Origin of the sequence: Streptomyces sp. ML-6 (assembly GCF_030116705.1) — a bacterium.
Classification (GTDB): domain Bacteria; phylum Actinomycetota; class Actinomycetes; order Streptomycetales; family Streptomycetaceae; genus Streptomyces.
Genome location: NZ_JAOTIK010000004.1, coordinates 56,685 through 72,575 on the forward strand (window position 1 = coordinate 56,685; position 15,891 = coordinate 72,575).

General features: G+C 71.2%; 11 protein-coding genes. 6 read left to right on the forward strand and 5 right to left on the reverse strand.

Going from position 1 to position 15,891, the window contains the following annotated elements; all coding sequences use genetic code 11:
• Nucleotides 1–88 precede the first annotated feature (88 nt).
• Nucleotides 89–2,386: an FAD-dependent oxidoreductase gene (locus OCT49_RS38925; RefSeq protein WP_283856894.1), complete on the reverse strand. Its 2,298-nt coding sequence runs from the start codon at nt 2,384–2,386 to the stop codon at nt 89–91.
• Between the two features lie 434 nt (nt 2,387–2,820).
• Between OCT49_RS38925 and OCT49_RS38930 the strand changes: the two genes are divergently transcribed.
• From OCT49_RS38930 to OCT49_RS38950, 5 genes are all read left to right on the forward strand, one after another.
• Entirely contained in the window at nt 2,821–3,768 is a 948-nt protein-coding gene (locus OCT49_RS38930) for a carbohydrate ABC transporter permease (RefSeq protein WP_283856895.1), read from the forward strand.
• Nucleotides 3,765–4,688 carry a carbohydrate ABC transporter permease gene (locus tag OCT49_RS38935; RefSeq protein ID WP_283856896.1) on the forward strand — a complete coding sequence of 308 codons (924 nt, stop codon included), beginning with the start codon at nt 3,765–3,767 and terminating at the stop codon, nt 4,686–4,688. Before OCT49_RS38930 ends, OCT49_RS38935 begins: the two co-directional genes overlap by 4 nt.
• Nucleotides 4,689–4,766: 78 nt before the next feature.
• Nucleotides 4,767–6,068, forward strand: coding sequence for a sugar ABC transporter substrate-binding protein (locus tag OCT49_RS38940; RefSeq protein ID WP_283856897.1), 1,302 nt, complete (start codon nt 4,767–4,769; stop codon nt 6,066–6,068).
• A gap of 235 nt (nt 6,069–6,303) precedes the next feature.
• Entirely contained in the window at nt 6,304–7,617 is a 1,314-nt protein-coding gene (locus tag OCT49_RS38945) for a BNR-4 repeat-containing protein (RefSeq protein WP_283856898.1), read from the forward strand.
• A 206-nt stretch (nt 7,618–7,823) separates the two neighbouring features.
• A complete protein-coding gene (locus OCT49_RS38950) occupies nt 7,824–9,665 on the forward strand; it encodes an AfsR/SARP family transcriptional regulator (RefSeq protein ID WP_283856899.1) in 1,842 nt (613 codons plus the stop codon).
• A 59-nt stretch (nt 9,666–9,724) separates the two neighbouring features.
• Here the strand turns inward: OCT49_RS38950 and OCT49_RS38955 are convergent, their stop codons facing one another.
• Together OCT49_RS38955 and OCT49_RS38960 are read right to left on the reverse strand one after the other, a co-directional pair.
• A complete protein-coding gene (locus tag OCT49_RS38955; protein WP_283856900.1) occupies nt 9,725–10,270 on the reverse strand; it encodes a hypothetical protein in 546 nt (181 codons plus the stop codon).
• Nucleotides 10,267–11,109, reverse strand: coding sequence for a 4'-phosphopantetheinyl transferase family protein (locus OCT49_RS38960; RefSeq protein WP_283856901.1), 843 nt, complete (start codon nt 11,107–11,109; stop codon nt 10,267–10,269). Before OCT49_RS38960 ends, OCT49_RS38955 begins: the two co-directional genes overlap by 4 nt.
• 256 nt (nt 11,110–11,365) lie before the next feature.
• On the opposite strand from OCT49_RS38960, the gene OCT49_RS38965 reads away from it, so the two are divergent.
• Nucleotides 11,366–12,376: a TauD/TfdA family dioxygenase gene (locus OCT49_RS38965; RefSeq protein WP_283856939.1), complete on the forward strand. Its 1,011-nt coding sequence runs from the start codon at nt 11,366–11,368 to the stop codon at nt 12,374–12,376.
• Between the two features lie 131 nt (nt 12,377–12,507).
• Here OCT49_RS38965 and OCT49_RS38970 read toward each other — a convergent pair whose 3' ends face one another.
• Together OCT49_RS38970 and OCT49_RS38975 are read right to left on the reverse strand one after the other, a co-directional pair.
• The gene (locus OCT49_RS38970) at nt 12,508–15,075 is read right to left on the reverse strand and encodes an FtsX-like permease family protein (protein WP_283856902.1); all 2,568 of its coding nucleotides are present in this window, start codon (nt 15,073–15,075) and stop codon (nt 12,508–12,510) included.
• Nucleotides 15,075–15,860, reverse strand: a complete 786-nt coding sequence (locus OCT49_RS38975) for an ABC transporter ATP-binding protein (protein ID WP_283856903.1) — start codon at nt 15,858–15,860, stop codon at nt 15,075–15,077. Before OCT49_RS38975 ends, OCT49_RS38970 begins: the two co-directional genes overlap by 1 nt.
• Nucleotides 15,861–15,891: the final 31 nt, after the last annotated feature.

Below are 15,891 nucleotides of genomic sequence, written 5' to 3' on the forward strand. Positions count from 1 at the left end.
ATGCCCCCGGCGGGGGGCTCCGGGCGGGAAAGGAAAGGAGGGTGGTGCAGGCCCGCGGGCCTGCACCACCCCTCCTTTCGTCTGCCGGTCAGGCGCCGTATGCCTTGAACGCGATCACATGGGCGTGCCGTGCCCCGTGCGTGGCGTCCACGACGAGGCGCAGCGCGTCGGTGCGCACGGGGCCGCCGTCGGGGTTTTCGAGCCGGTGCACGCGGTGGCGGCGGCGGTTGTCCGTCACCGTGAGCAGGGTGTGCCAGGTGCCGTCGGGTTCGCGGCTCTGGACGCGGTAGTCGCGGACCAGTTCCGGCATGATCTCGAACGGGGTGCGGTGGCGGTGCAGGTTGTTGAGGTACTCGTCGACGTCGTCGTCGAACACCACGCGTGTTTCGGTGAGCTGCTGTTGTTCGTCCCAGTCCAGGAGCAGCCACTGGGCGGCCTGTTCGGGGTCGGGCAGGGGTGCGGAGGACCACATCTGGGGGCCCTTGTAGGGCCGCTGGTATCCGCCGACGGCGCGCTGGGGCAGGAAGGCGGTGGTGTCGGGGGTGGCGCGGAAGGCGAAGGTGTGGCGGCGCAGGCCGCGGGCCTGCCATTCCAGGACGAGCTGGCCGTCCTCTTCGGGGATGTCGTGGTCGACGGCTGCGTCTCCTTCGGCCCTGCTGCGCAGGGCGAGGACGCCGTCGGTGCGTTCGGGGAGCAGGACCAGGGCGGTGTCCGGGCAGGCGCGGACGATCAGGACGGCGTTGTGCGGGGTGTCGGGGCGGTGGTCGAGGCGGGCGGTGACCCAGTGGGGGCCGTCGGCCGGGGCGGTGACGGTGGTGGTGAGGAGGTGGTCGGTGGGGACGGCGTTCTCGGGGCGGCCGGTGTTCCACAGTTCCACGGTCAGTTCGCGGGCCTGGCCGGGGGCGCCGTGGACGAGCAGGTCGACCGTGTCGAGTGCGGGGTCCACGGGGAGGAGCAGGGCGAGGTCGCGGGTGAGGGGGTAGGGCTCGCCGGGGGTGGCGGGTGCGGGTTCGGCGGCCAGGCGGGTCTGGTGCGAGGAGGCGGTGACGCGGGCGGTGCGGGCGAGGTTGTCGGGGTCGTCGTCGGCGAGGCCGATGACGGAGGCGTCCTGGCGCAGGAGGGTGCGGCGGACCAGGTCGGGGTGCTGGGTGGCCAGTTCGCGGGGGGTGAGGTTCTTGGTGGTGCACAGGGCGGCGGCGGTGCCGGCGGCTTCGCCGAGGGTGGCGCAGGTGGCCATGACGCGGGTGGCGCCGAAGGCGATGTGGGTGGCGGAGATGTTGCGTCCGGCGAACAGGAGGTTGGTGACGTTGGCGGAGTAGAGGCAGCGCAGGGGTATGTGGAAGATGCCGTCGGCGTAGCGCTGGCGGGCGCCGGGTTCATCGGCGTACATGCCTTGTGCGGGGTGGAGGTCGACGGACCAGCCGCCGAAGGCGACGCGGTCGGTGAACTGGCGTTGTTCGAGGATGTCCTGCTGGGTGAGGATGTGGTCGCCGAGGAAGCGGCGGTATTCGCGTTTGCCGGGGAGGCTGCCGACCCATTCGAGGGTGAGGTTCTCGGCGTCGGGGAACTGGCCGGAGTTCTTGATGTGGTCCCAGATGCCCATGATCACGGCCTGGAGTTCGTCGCGGATGCGTTCGTTGTCGTGGACGGTGTCGAGTTCGCCGCCCCATTCGATCCACCAGTAGTCGCAGCCGTTGTCGCCGGTGCGCAGGACGCGGTTGCGCAGGATGGGGGTGGTGGTGAGGTCGCGGGCGTAGGTGGGGGGGACGAATTTGACGGGGCGGCCGGTGTCCTTGGTGTGGAAGAGGATGGTGGAGCCGAGGAGGGCTCCGTCGGCTTCCTGGGGGGCCCAGGGTTCGCCGAATTCGGCTTGTGCTTCGCGGCCGATGCGGTGGTGGGCGCCGGCGAGGTGGCCGAGCAGGCCGTCGCCGGTGCAGTCGAGGAACTGCTGGGCGTGGAAGGTGATGCGGCGTTCGGAGCCCATCATCCAGCCGGTGCAGGAGTGGATCTGGCGTGCGTCGTCGGGGCCGGTGGTGTGGGCTTCCCGGACGTCGGTGTTGAGGTAGAGGTCGATGTTGGGTTCGGCGCGTACGGCGTCGAGGACGACCTGGTCCCAGTAGTAGGGGTTGCCTTCGGGGTTGCGGTACTGGTTCTCGGTGTACAGCTCGCCCATGATGCCGGTTTCGCGGGCCCAGCGGTGGACGCCGTGTGCGGTGGCGCCGCAGACCCAGACGCGGATCTCGCTGCTGGCGTTGCCGCCCAGGACGGGGCGGTTGTTGACCAGGGCGACGCGCCGGCCGAGGCGGGCGGCCGCGATGGCCGCGCAGGTCCCGGCCAGGCCGCCGCCGATGACGGCGATGTCGTAGTGGGCGTCTTCTTCCCGCACGGTGCGGCCTCCTTGGTGTGAAGCTCGGATACGCTCCGGTGTAACGGAGCGGCCTTGAACGTACATCACATGCATATAGTGCAACCACTATTCAGCTAGTGGGATGTGCTGTAGATTTCCGGCGCAGTCGACGATGCCGTCGCCGTGGGCCGACGGCTGGATTCGGCCTGTTCGGCGATGCCGCCGTCCTGCTATGGAACCGGCGTTTCGCCAGCCAGAAGGGTTGACGCCGTCGCGCGATATGGAGAACGATCCCGCATGCTGCAACTTGCGTTCAATGGAGCATGCATGGCATTCACACAGGGGCCCGGCCGGGACTGGGGACGGGGCGCGTCGGCGCCCGCGCCCGGCCGTGCCGCGCCCGCCCTCCGGCGCGCGGCCCGTCGTGCCATGCCCCGTACCACCGCTCCCGCACCGTTCGAGAGGACACACCCATGAGTACGGCCGCACCTCCTCACAAGGCCGCACCCCCCCGCACAGCCCCCGCGCGCCGCGGGCGCCTCGGCGGGCGGCTCTCCAACGGCGCGTTCGCACTGCTGCTGACCGCACCGGGGCTCGCCCTGTTCGCGACGATCATCATCTATCCGCTGGTGTCGGCGCTCTTCACGGGTTTCTTCAAGCAGGACCTGCGGCTGCCGGGCCGTGAGTTCGTCGGTCTGGAGAACTTCGCGCACTGGCTGGACGGCGACTTCCTCACGATCCTCGAGCAGACGATGGTCTTCACCGTCGGCGCGACGATCGTGCCCTTCGTGATCGGCTTCGCGCTCGCGCTCGCGCTGAACTCGGGCCTGAAGGGCAGCGGCTTCCTGCGCGGCCTGTTCCTGTTCCCGTGGGTGATCCCGGGCGTGGTGATCTCCTTCCTGTGGATGTGGATCTTCAACGCGAACTACGGCGTGCTCAACGGCATCCTGATGAAGGCCGGGATCATCGAGGAGTCCGTCTCCTGGCTCGGCCAGCCCGGCACCGCCATGCTCGCCGTCATCATCACCAAGACCTGGGCGAGCTTCCCCTGGATGATGGTGATGCTGCTGGCCGGCCTGCAGACCGTGCCCAAGGAGCTGCACGAGGCGGCCGCGATGGACGGGGCGGGAGCGGTGCGGCGCTTCTTCGCCGTGACCTGGCCGCAGGTGCGCGGGGTCGCCTCGATCGTGCTGCTGCTGGAGTTCATCTGGAACTTCCAGCACTTCGACACCATCTACGTGCTCACCGGCGGCGGCCCGGCCGGCGCCACCGAGACCTTCGCGACCGCCGTGTACCAGACCGCCTTCAAGGGCTTCGACATCGGCCGGGCGACCGCGCTGGGCGGCCTGTGGATGCTGCTCCTGCTGCTCCTGGTCGTCGTCTACATCCGGATCACCGAGCGGAAGGGCGACGCCCGATGACCTCCACGACCTCCACGACCCCGCTGTCGGGCACCGGACGGCACCGCACGCGCACCGCACCCGCCGGGCGCACCTCGCGGCGCCGGATCCGCAAGGACCTGCTGCGTTCGCGGATCGCCGCCTGGAGCGCGGTCCTGGTGATCGGCGCGTTCGGCATGCTGCCGGTGTACTGGCTGCTGGCCACCGCCCTCAGCAGCCCCGAGCAGACCTTCCAGTTCCCGCCGAAGCTGGTCCCCACCGACATCACCTTCGACAACTTCACGGCCCTGGCCGAGAACGAGCAGCTGATCTCGTACCTGGTCAATTCCCTGATCGTGGCCTCGATCACCGCCGTGCTGAGCGTGGTGGTCGCCACGTACATGGGCTACTCGTTCTCCAAGTTCCGCTACCGGGGGCGGCGCTCGCTGATGCACCTGGTGCTGGCCTCCCAGATGTTCCCCCAGGCGCTGCTGCTGGTGACGCTGTACGCGGTGTTCTCCAGTTTCGGGCTGCTGAACACGTACACCGCCCTGGTGCTGTCCTTCACCACGTTCACGATGCCGCTGTGCGTGTGGATGCTGAAGGGCATCTTCGACACCATCCCCGACGCCCTGCTGGAGGCCGCCTCCATCGACGGCGCGTCGCGGTGGCGGACGCTGCACTCCGTGGTGGCGCCGCTGGCCGCGCCCGGGATGATCGCGGCAGGCCTGTTCGCCTTCGTCCGCGGCTGGAACGACTTCATCTTCGCCGTCACGCTGGCCGACAAGGAGAAGCAGACCCTGCCCCCCGGCCTGGTCTCCACCTACATCGGCGAGTTCCAGACCGCGTGGCCCGAGCTGATGGCCGCCTCGCTCGTCGTGTCGGTCCCGGTGGTCATCGCCTTCATGTTCCTCCAGCGCTACCTCGTCGGCGGCATGACCGCCGGCTCGGTCAAGAGCTGAAGCCGGCGGGCCCCGTCCCCCGCCCCCCCTCCCCCCACCTGCCCCTTTTCCGCCCACTCCCCCATCCATGGAGACACCATGACCACCTCTGGCATCAGCCGGCGCGGCGCGCTGCGCATGTTCGGCATCGGCGCGCTCGGCGTGGCCGGCGCCGGCGTGCTGGGCGCCTGCGCGCCGTCCGGCGCGAGCTCCTCCTCCAACGGAGGCGACACGAAGTCCAAGGACTTCGACTTCACCTCCTGGTCGCTCAACGAGGAGGCCGCCAAGCCGGCGATCGAGAAGATCATCAAGGCGTGGGAGAAGGCCGAGGGCTCCAGGATCCGCGCGGTCTCGTACCCCTACAACGAGTACCTGAGCCAGCTCACCCTCAAGCTCGGCGGCGGGGAGACCACCGGCGCGGTGCACCTGGACATCGCCTGGCTGGCCGCGGTGGCGCAGATGGGCAAGCTCGCCGACCTGAGCGCGGTGGCCCTCAAGGGCGGCTACACGAACGTGGCGCTGGACAGCGGCATGTACGACGGCAAGCAGTACGGCCTGCCGTGGAACACCGGCTCGATCGGTGTGATCGCCAACTCCAAGCTCCTGGCGAAGGCCGGAATCAAGAAGCACCCCACCACCATCGAGGAGTTCGAGGACGCGCTGCGGGAGCTGAAGGGGCTGGGCGGCGGCATCGTGCCCTACGCCGCGGCCACCAAGGTCGCGCAGCTCAAGGACATCTTCCCGTGGATGCAGACCTTCGGGTGCACGCTGCTGGAGGGCAACAAGGTCACCATCGGCGACGACGCCTCCGTCGACGCGGTCACCTGGTACAAGAAGCTGCACGACGAGAAGCTGATCGCCGCGGACGTGGACCGCTTCGACGCGCGTGCCCTGTTCGGGCAGGGCAAGGCCGCCTTCTACGACGACGCCATCATCGGCAAGGGCGTGACCGCGGCCCAGTCCAAGGACAAGACGCTGGCCGACGCGATGCAGCCGATGAAGCGCCCGGTGCTGCGCGCCGGTGACAAGCCCCAGGCGCTGCTGTGGGGCGGTGTGATCGCCATCGTCAAGGGCAAGGGGCAGGACGCGGCGACGCAGTTCGCGCTGCACGCCACCTCCGACCGGGCCACCACCACCCAGTACTTCACCGAGCGCGCCCTGCCGCCGTCGACCACCGCGGGCCTGTCCGACCCGAAGGTCGCCGAGGACACCTTCACCACCCAGTGGACCGAGAAGATCACCGACACGGCCACCGGCAGCCCCTTCTGGCAGTACGCGCAGAACGCCCAGATCGAGGAGGCCGTGGCCAAGCAGGTCCAGGCCGTCCTGGTGGGCAAGGAGAAGCCGAAGGACGCGATGAGGAAGGCCGCCGAGGAGGTCACCGACCTCATCAAGCGCTGAACCGGCACCCGGCGCCCCAGGGGCCCGGCACGGACCGCGACGGTCCGTGCCGGGCCTCTGGCCTTTCCGCACACGTATTCCTCAGGGCGTATTTCAGATCCGTATTGTGCAACTTCTGTTCATGATCCGGGATCCGCTGTAGGCTCCCGGCGCGGCGGAGGGGCGGGCCGGCCTGCGGGGCCGCTTCCCGCCCCGCCCGCACCGTCTCCACCCCACGCCCGCGAAGGAGTTCACCTTGCGACGTCCCACGGCACGCGCGTACGCCGCCTCGGCCGCGGCCCTGGCCGCCCTGCTCACGGCCCTGCCGGCCGCCCACGCCGACAGCACCGACAGCGCCGGGGGCACGGCGGCCGCGGCGACGGTGATCGAGAAGGTCCCGTACGCGATGGACTCGTCGAACCAGGCCGCCTGGTGGACGCCGGTCGCCACGTACAAGGGCCGCGGCCAGTACACGTACTTCGCCTTCAACGAGCCCGGCTCGACGGCCGCCACGCACCGCCCGGCCATCGCCCGGCGCGACCCCGACGGGGTCTGGAGCCGGCTTCCGCTGCTGAACAGCAACGGGCAGCAGGCCGAGTTCCCCGACGACAACGGGCACAACCAGCCCTCCGTGGCGCGCGACGGCAGCGGCCGCCTGCACGTGTTCGCCTCCATGCACGCCAGCTCCTGGCGCTACTTCCGCACCGAGGCCCCCGGCACCGACGTCACCGACCACGCGGCCGAACTGCCCGACCAGGGCGTGGGCATCACCTACCCCGTCGTGACCACCGCGCCCAACGGCGACCTGTACCTGGCCGCCCGGGTCGGCTCCGGCGCCGACCAGCGGCCCGGCAAGCTGTACCGCTGGGACAACGCCGCCGCGCGCTGGAGCACGGTCGCCACCTTCGCCGGGGCGCTGAACCGCTCCGTGTACCCCGACGACCTGACGGTGGACGCCGCCGGGCGCGTGCACCTGCTGTACGAGTGGGCCAAGGCCCCGGCGACCGCGTTCCGCCACCAGCTGTCCTACCTGCGCTACGACCCGGCGACCGGCGCCTTCGCCGACAGCACGGGCGCGGCCGTCACCACCCCGGTCACCCCCGCCACCTCCGACGTGATCCAGGACCTCACCGCGGGCGAGGAGTGGAGCATCGACAACGCCTACACCGGCCCGGCGGTGCAGAGCGCCAAGCTCACCCTGGACGGCTCCGCCCCGAAGGTCGCCTACCGCTACCGCTCGGCCGACAGCGGCGGCAACTTCCGCGTGCACTACGCCTACCCGAGCGGCAGCAGCTGGGTCAGCAAGACCGTGTACGCGGGCGGCCAGACCGCGGCGGCCCTGGGCATCACCTGGAACGCGACGGACACCAAGCGGGTGTACTACATCACCGGCACCGGCACCGACCGGGTCTTCGCCGCGACCCAGGCCGCGGACGGGACCTGGACCTCGCAGTCCGCCGCGCCGGGCGTGAGCGCGGACCGGCTCGCGGTGCAGCGGGACTCCGACGGCAGGGACGTGCTGTACCTGCCGGACGTCGCGCACAACTCGCTCTACTACGGGCTGCGCTGAGGCCCCCTCCGGCAGCAGCCGGACACGGACGGACAGGTGGGCGGGCGGGCCGGGGTGCGGCCCGCCCGCCCGTCGTCGTCCGGGGGCGGAAGGCCGCGGTCCGGGGGCGGTATCGGTGTGCGGGCCCGGGCGATAACCCATGGATAAGGGTGCCGCCTACCTTCGGGTTCCATGCAGGAGGCTCAGACCTGAAAGGGGTTTGCCGCATGGACTTCCGGATTCTCGGGCCGGTGGAGGCCCGGCGTGAGGGGGACTGGATCGCGCTGTCCGGTTCCAAGGTGCACACGGTCCTCGCCACGCTGCTGCTCGCGCACGGGCGGGTCGTCTCGGACTCCCGGCTCAGCGCGATGCTGTGGGGGTGGGACCCGCCGGTCACCGCGAACGCGCAGATCTACACGTACATGTCGCGGCTGCGCAAGCTGCTCGGCGACGGGGTCGAGATCGTGCGGCGCCAGCCGGGGTACATCCTGCGCGCGCCCGGGGCCCGTATCGACGTCGTCGAGTTCGAGCGGCTGGACCGGCTCGGCCGTGAGGCGCTGCGGGAGCGGCGGCACGCCGATGCGCGGGCGCTGCTGGGCGAGGCGCTGGGGTGGTGGCGCGGTCCGGCGCTGTCGAACGTGACCGAGTTCCTCCTGGAGGCCGAGCTGCCGCGGCTGGAGGAGGCGCGGATGCTGGCGCTGGAGAACCGGATCGAGGCGGATCTCGCGCTGGGCATGCACGAGCAGGTGACCGCCGAACTGACGGGGCTGGTCGCCGAGCATCCCGTGCGGGAACGGCTGCGGGCGCAGCTGATGACCGCGCTGTACCGGTGCGGGCGGCAGGCCGATGCGCTGCAGACGTACTACGAGGGGCGCAAGGTGCTCGTCGATCAGCTGGGGGTGGATCCGGGTGAGGTGCTCGGGGCCACGTACCAGGCCGTGCTGGGCGGGGAGTTGCGGCTGCGGGGTGCAGGGGCGGCGCGGGGGCGGTCCGATGTGCCCGCCATGCTTCCCGCGGCGGAGGGTGATTTCGTGGGCCGGGCCGCGGAGCGGTCGCTGCTGGCGGCGCGGCTGGCGGAGGGGGCTGGGCGGCCCCGGCGTCTGCTGGTGACGGGGATGGCGGGGGTGGGCAAGACGGCGCTCGTGGTGCGGGCCGCGCAGGACTGTGCGGGCCGTTTTCCCGACGGGCAGCTCTTCGCCGAGCTGTGTCACCGTGACGGCAGGCCCAAGGACGCCGGCGAGGTGCTGGTGCGGCTGCTGCGTGCGCTGGGCGAGCCGGGGCTGGAGGAGGGTTCCTCGCGGGCCCTGGACCGGGACGAGCTGGTCCGGCTCTACCGGGCGCGGACCTCGGGCAAGCGGCTCCTGGTCGTTCTGGACGATGCGGCGGGTGATCTGCAGGTGGCGCCGTTGCTGCCGGCGAGCCCGCAGGCGGCCGTGCTGATCACGAGCCGGTCCCGGCTGGCCCGGGTGGCGGGGGCGGACACGGTGGCCCTGGCTCCGCTGGACGAGGAGGAGTCGCTGGCGATGCTGGTGGCGGCGGCCGGTGCGGAGCGGCCGGCGAAGGACCCGGATGCCGCCGAGGACCTGGTGGCCTATTGCGGGGGGCTGCCGCTGGCGCTGGCCGTGGTGGGGGCGCGGATGGCGGCGCGGCCGTCGTGGCCGGCGGGGCGGTTCGCGAACCGGCTCGCGGATCCGGCGCGGCGGCTGGCGGAGCTGTCGTTCGGTGATCTGGATGTGCGCGGGGCGTTGCTGCCGTCGGTGCGGCGTCTGGCGGCTGCCGGTCCGCAGGCGCTCGCGATGCTGTCGGGTGCCGGTACGGAGCCGTTCTCGGCGCGGGACGTGTCGGTGCGTCTGGGGGTGTTGGAGGAGGAGGCGGAGCGGGTGCTGGAGCTGCTGGTGGACAGCGCGCTGCTGGATCTGTCGGGGCTCGATGCGCAGGGGCTTCCGCTGTACCGGTGTCATGAGCTGGTGCTGTTGTACGCGGCGGCGCCGGACCCGGCCGCTTTCGCTCCCCCGTCCTCCGTGGGGGGTGCGGGGGTGGTGCGCGGCGGTGCCACCGCGGTCGGGTGACCGCGGTGGCCGGGGCGGGGGTGGCGGTGCCGTTCACGGGAGGGCCGGCGTGCGGGGTGTCACCATGTTCCGCGGGTCCAGGAGTAGGTGGGGATCTCGGGGACGAGGGCGGGGGCGATGGTCTCGCGGACCACGGTCCAGGCGTCGGCGACGAGGCGTTCGCGGGGCGGGCGGGGTGTGGCGGGGGTGAGGGCGGTGGCGGTGACCGCCCACATCGCGGCGACGGCGGCGACGGCCCGGACCTCGGCGGAGGGCTTGGCCGGGAGGGTGCGGCTCCGGCCGACGTCGATGCGGAAGCCGAGTTCGGTGGCCTGGGCGGTGCGCACCTGGTGGGCGACCGTGCTGTCGGGGTGGGCGAACACGGTGGTGGACAGGGGGTGTTCGTAGGCGGTGCGGACCCAGGCGCAGACCCGGACGCGTTCGCGTTCCTCCCAGCCGCCGGGTGCGGCGGGGCCGGGGTCGGCCTGTTCGACGGCGGTGGCGAGGTCGGCGAAGTACCGGGTCAGTGCGGTGTCGTCGAGCGGGCCGGGGCTTTCGGCGGGGGTGGTGGCCGGGGCGGGGCCGGGGTGGCGGGGTGGTGCGGTTTGGAGGTGCGGTGTGGTCATGAGGGCGGGTTTCCTTCGGTGCGGGGCGGTGTGCCGGGCCGGCCGGGCGGTGCGGGGAGGGGGTGGATGTGGACGGGTCCGGGGGGGTTGTCGCCGGGCGGGCGGGCGAGGGCGGCGGCGACGTGGTCGTCGAGTTGCAGGTCCTGTACCGACCAGACGGTGGTGCGGCCGGAGTGGGTGTGCAGGACGCGGACCGGTCCGTGCCGGGCCGGCCAGGTCTCCAGCCGGTTCAGTGCGGTGCCCACCAGGCCGAGTCCGGCTGCTTTCACGACGGCTTCCTTGCGGGTCCAGATGCGGTGGAAGCCGGTGTCGCGCCGGGGTCCGGGCGGCAGTGAGAGCAGGTGGGCGCGTTCGTTGTCGGTCAGTACCGAGTCGTACAGCGAGGTGCGGCGCAGGGGGCGCACCTCTTCGACATCGATGCCGATGGCGTGTCCTTCGGTGAGGGCGAAGACGCCGTATCCCGCGGTGCGGGAGAGGCTGATGGCCCAGGGCACTTGGGGGTGTTCGATGATGGGCGGGCCGTGTCCGGGGTCTTTGCAGCCGGGGCAGCGGCGGCGGCCCAGTTCGATGGTTTGCGGTGGTACGAGCAGCAGTTCGGACAGGGCGCGGCGTGCTCCGGCCCTGGTGTGCACGAAGGCGGCGACGTCCCGTTCGGCCAGCAGGCTCAGGGCGCGGTGGAATTCGTCGGTGCCGAGCAGGGCGAGGTCGTCGGGGAGGACTTGCTGCGGTGGCTGCCACCACCAGATGTGGGCGGCGCCGGCGAGGTCCGGTGGGGTGGGGGCGGCCCGGGGTGGCTGCCCGGGGCCGGTGTTGTTCGGTGTGTCGTGCGTGAATGCCATGGGGTGACCCTCGTTTCTTCGTGTCCGTGCCGGCCTCGGCCGGTTTTTCCGGCTTTTCGGGTCTCTTTTTTTGTTGTTCTGTGGTTTCTGGCCGGTCCGTGGGGCCGGGCCGTGCGGGCAGAAATGCCACGGGGCGATCGTCCGCCGGGCGGCTACGGGCCGTCTATATGTGTCCGTGTGCATTCCCCGTAGGGTTGCGATAGCGGTTCCCCGGAGACTGGTGCGGTCATTTCCGACCGATCCGAGGGATATTCGTATGTCCAAGACCCATACGCTTTTTGTGCCGCGTTCCGCGGCTGCGGCCGGTACTGTCGTGGAGCTGACCGCGGCCGAGCGAAGTGCGGTGGCCGCGGTCGCCGGGCAGTTGGTGGCGCAGGATCCGGGGGGCGGCAGGATCGATGATCCTTGCTGGCTGGAGGCTGCTCGTGAGGTGTCCGTGCGGCTTCCGCACCGGATTCTCGCGGCGTTGCGGGCGTTCCGGCACGATGCGGGCCCCGACGGGGTGCTCCTGCTGCGCGGTCTGCCGGTGGTGGCGGGCGATCCGCTGCCGGCGACTCCGGCGGTGAAGGGGTCGGTGGAGCGTGTGCCCACCGTCGCCGCTTCCGTGATCACCACCGCGATGCTTCATCTCGGGGAGGTGGTGGCGTTCCGCAACGAGAAGGGCGGTGCCCTGGTGCAGAATGTTGTTCCGGTGCCGGGGAGTGAGACTTCGCAGAGCAATGCGGGTTCTGTTCTTCTCGAACTCCACATCGAGAACGCTTTCCATGACAACCGCCCGGATTTTGTGGGTCTGCTGTGTGTGCGGGAGGATCCGACGGGGGATGCGAGGCTGTGCACGTCGTCGGTCCGCCGGGCGCTTCCGCTGCTTTCCGCGAAGGCGCGGGCGGTGCTGGGTGAGCCGCGGTTCCTGACGGAGCCGCCGCCGTCCTTCGGTGTGCTGGACCGGGTGGCGGCCGCCCATGCGGTGCTGAACGGGGATGCGGCGGATCCCAATGTGCTGGTGGACTTCTCCGCCACGCATCCGCTGGACGACGAGGCCCGGGGGGCCATGGCGGAGCTGCGGGAGGCGTTCGTGGAGACGATGTCGGCGCTGTCGCTGCGGGTGGGTGACCTGGCCGTGGTGGACAACCGTCTGGCGGTGCACGGCCGTACGTCGTTCACTCCGTCCTATGACGGTGCGGACCGCTGGCTGCACCGGGTGTACGCGCATCTGGACCACCGGCGCAGCCGGGTGGACCGGGCGGGCAATGGTGCGGTGCTGGGCTGAGCGGGGTTGAGCGTCCGGTGTCCGTTGTCGGCCGAGGGGCCGGCCCCCGGTGGTGGGGGCCGGCCCCTCGGCCGTGGTGTCGTGCGGTGTGGTGGGGGTGCGGCCGGGTCCGGCCGCACCCCGGGGTGGTGTCATTGGCGGGCGCTGATGACGTCGGCGGGGCGGCCGCCGAGGGCGACGCGGCCGGGGACCAGGGTGGCCGTTGCGGTGAGGAGTGCGGCCAGGCCGAGGACGCCCAGGAACATCGGCAGGTCGAGGGAGGGCTGGGCGGCGCCGGTCATCCCGATGCTGAAGGCGGTGAGGACCGCGAGGGAGATGGCGGTGCCCAGGACCGCGGCGACCAGGACGATCAGGGCGGACTCGATCCTGAGCATCGACATCACCTGGCGGCGGGTGGTGCCGACCAGGCGCAGGAGGGCGAACTCGCGGGTGCGGTCGGAGACCGACATGGCCAGGGTGTTGACCACGGCGATCGCGGTGAACGCGATGATCAGGCCCATGGCGAGGTAGTTGACCTCGGCGTTGGACTGCTGGACCTCGGCCTGGAGGTCGTCGACCTGGGTGCGGTCCATGACGCCGAGGCCGGGGAACTGTTTGAGGGCGGCGGCCAGTTGTTCGCGGCCGGCCTTGCCGTCGCCGATGGTCTTGACCAGGACGGAGGAGGCCAGCGGGTTGTCGACGTGCCGGGACACCAGGGCGTGGGACATGGTCAGGTCGCCGAATCCCAGGCCGCGTTCGTAGACGGCGGCGACCTTCAGTTCGACCACGGTGGCGTCGCCGAGGGTCACTTTGAGCGTGTCGCCGGGTTTCTTGCCGAGGTGGTCGGCGGAGACGTCGCTCATCGCGATGCTCCTGTCCCCGAAGCCCTTGAGGCTTCCCCGGGAGACGTCGGGGTCCCAGTTGGTGGTGAGGCCGGGGGCGGAGATGCCCTGGGCGGGGTACTTGTCGAGGCCGACGCGGACCTGGGTGCGGACAATCTCGGTGACCTGAGTGACGCCGGGCACGGTGCGCAGGGCGTCGGTGGCCTGGGCGGGGACGCCGGGGCCGTCGGAGGCGACCACCCAGTCGGCCCGGTTGCCGGCCTTGGCCTGGGCCGTGGCGGCGTCGCCCATGGTGGTCTGCACGAACAGGACGGTGCAGGCCATGCCGATGAGCAGGACCAGGGGGGTGACGGCGGCGGCCATCCGTTTGGCGTTGGCGCGGGCGTTGGCGGTGGCGAGGTGGCCGCCGACGCGGGAGAGTTTCAGCGGGATGCCCAGGACGGCGACGGCGATGCGGGCGATGACCGGGCCGAGCAGTGAGACCGCGACGGCCAGGACGACGACGGACAGGAACGTGACGGGCTGCGAGGCCGGTTCGGTGCGCAGGAAGCCCAGCAGGACGACGACGCCGATGCCGAGGGCCAGGACGAGGATGCCCGCGCCGAGCCGTCCCCAGGCGAAGTGGCGCTGTTCCATGGATGCTTCGGACAGGGCTTCGGCGGGGCGGATGCGGGCGGTGCGGCGGGCGGAGATGCGGGCCGCGACCCAGGCGCCGAGCAGGGCCGCGCCGACGGCGGCGGCGAACGGCACGAAGCTGAAGGTGAGTTCGAGGGTGTCGGGGATGGCCTTGAAGTCGATGAACTTGCTGTGCAGCCAGTACGCGATGGGCAGGCCGGCCACCGAGCCGAGGCCGCCGGCGAGGCCGCCGATGATCAGGGCTTCGCGGCCGATCAGCTGGCGGACCTGCTTGGGGGTGGCGGCGATGGCGCGCAGCAGGGCGAGTTCGCGGTAGCGCTGCTGGATGGACAGGGCGAAGGTGCCGACGACGACGAGGACCGCGACGAGCAGGGAGGTGCCGCCCATGGCGCCGCCCATGGAGACGAGTTTGACGCGGGCCTTGCCCGCGTCGAGGAATTCGATGGGGCCGCGTTCGCCGCCGGTGGCGACGGCGTACCTGCGGCCGTCGCCGTCCAGGGCCTTCTTCGCCTGGTCGGCGAGGTCGGAGGGGGAGACGCCGGGTTTGGGCAGCAGGCCGACGGCGGTGATCCGGCCGGGGCGGCCGGACAGGGTGCGGGCGGTCTCGTCGGAGAAGAACAGGGAGGTCTGCTGGTGCAGGTCGCCGTCCTGGGGTGCGGCGATGCCGCTGACCTTGTAGGTGGTGGGGGCGCCGGTGGACTGGATGACGAGACTGCTGCCGGTCTTCAGGCCGGTGCGGGTGGCCAGTTCCCGGTCCAGGACGACGTCGCCCGGGTGGGTGGGTGCTTTGCCCTCGGTCAGCCGGAAGGGGGTCAGTTCGGCGGAGGACCAGGCGTGTCCGTAGGAGGGTTTGTTGTCGATGCCGGGCACGATGCGGCCCTGGGGGCCGACGGCGTGGGCGGGGAAGTTCGTCTCGGGCACCGCCTTGCGCACGCCGGGCAGGGCGGCGAGGGTCTGGAGGGTTTTCTCGGGCAGCCAGACCCGTTCGGCCAGGGGCTTGGCCTTGTGCTTCTGTTTGACCTTGCCCTTCTTCTTCTTGATGGTGGTCTGGTGGACGTTCTGGTCGGCGCCGACGATGACCGGGGCGGCGGCGTAGCGTTCGGTGGCGATGGTGCCGCGCAGGCCGGTTTCCAGGAGGATGCCGCAGGCGGTGACCAGGGCGGCGGCGCAGAACAGGGCGAGGAAGGCGCCGATGAAGCCGCCTTTCCTGGCCTTGAGGGTCTGCAGTGCGTAGCGCAGCATCAGGCCCACGCTCCCAGGTGCGTCATGCGCTCGGCGACGAGGTCGGCGGTGGGGGCTTCCATCTGGCCGGCGATCTTGCCGTCGGCCAGGAATAAGACGGTGTCGGCGTAGGAGGCGGCGACCGGGTCGTGGGTGACCATGACGACGGTCTGGCCGGTCTCGTTCACGCAGGTGCGCAGCAGGGAGAGGATTTCCTTGGCGGTGACGGTGTCGAGGGCGCCGGTGGGTTCGTCGCCGAAGATGACGTCGGGGCGGGTGATGAGGGCGCGGGCGATGGCGACGCGCTGCTGCTGGCCGCCGGAGAGTTCGGCGGGGCGGTGGGAGGCGCGGCCGCCCAGGCCGACGCGGCCCAGGATCTCGTCGAGCCAGTTCCTGTCGAGGCTCTCGCCGGCCAGGCGCAGGGGCAGTTCGACGTTCTGGCGGACCGACAGGGAGGGGATGAGGTTGAAGGCCTGGAAGACGAAGCCGATGCGCTGGCGGCGCAGTTTCGTCAGCTGGGTCTCGTTCATGTCGTTGAGCTGGGTGTCGCCGATGTAGGACTGGCCGGTGGTGGGTTTGTCGAGGCCGGCGGCGCAGTGCAGGAAGGTCGATTTGCCGGAGCCGGAGGGGCCCATCACGGCGGTGAAGGAGCCGCGCTCGATCCCTACGGAGACCCCGTCCAGGGCCCGTACGCCTCTGCCGTTTTTGCCGTACACCTTTGTCACGTCGGCCAGTCGAAGGGCGTACCCCCGGTTGACCGTGTTGTAGCCGTTGTTTCGGGAAGGGCGGCTCGTCTCGGTCACCATGTTGCGACCTGTCCTCTCCATCATGTGGTTC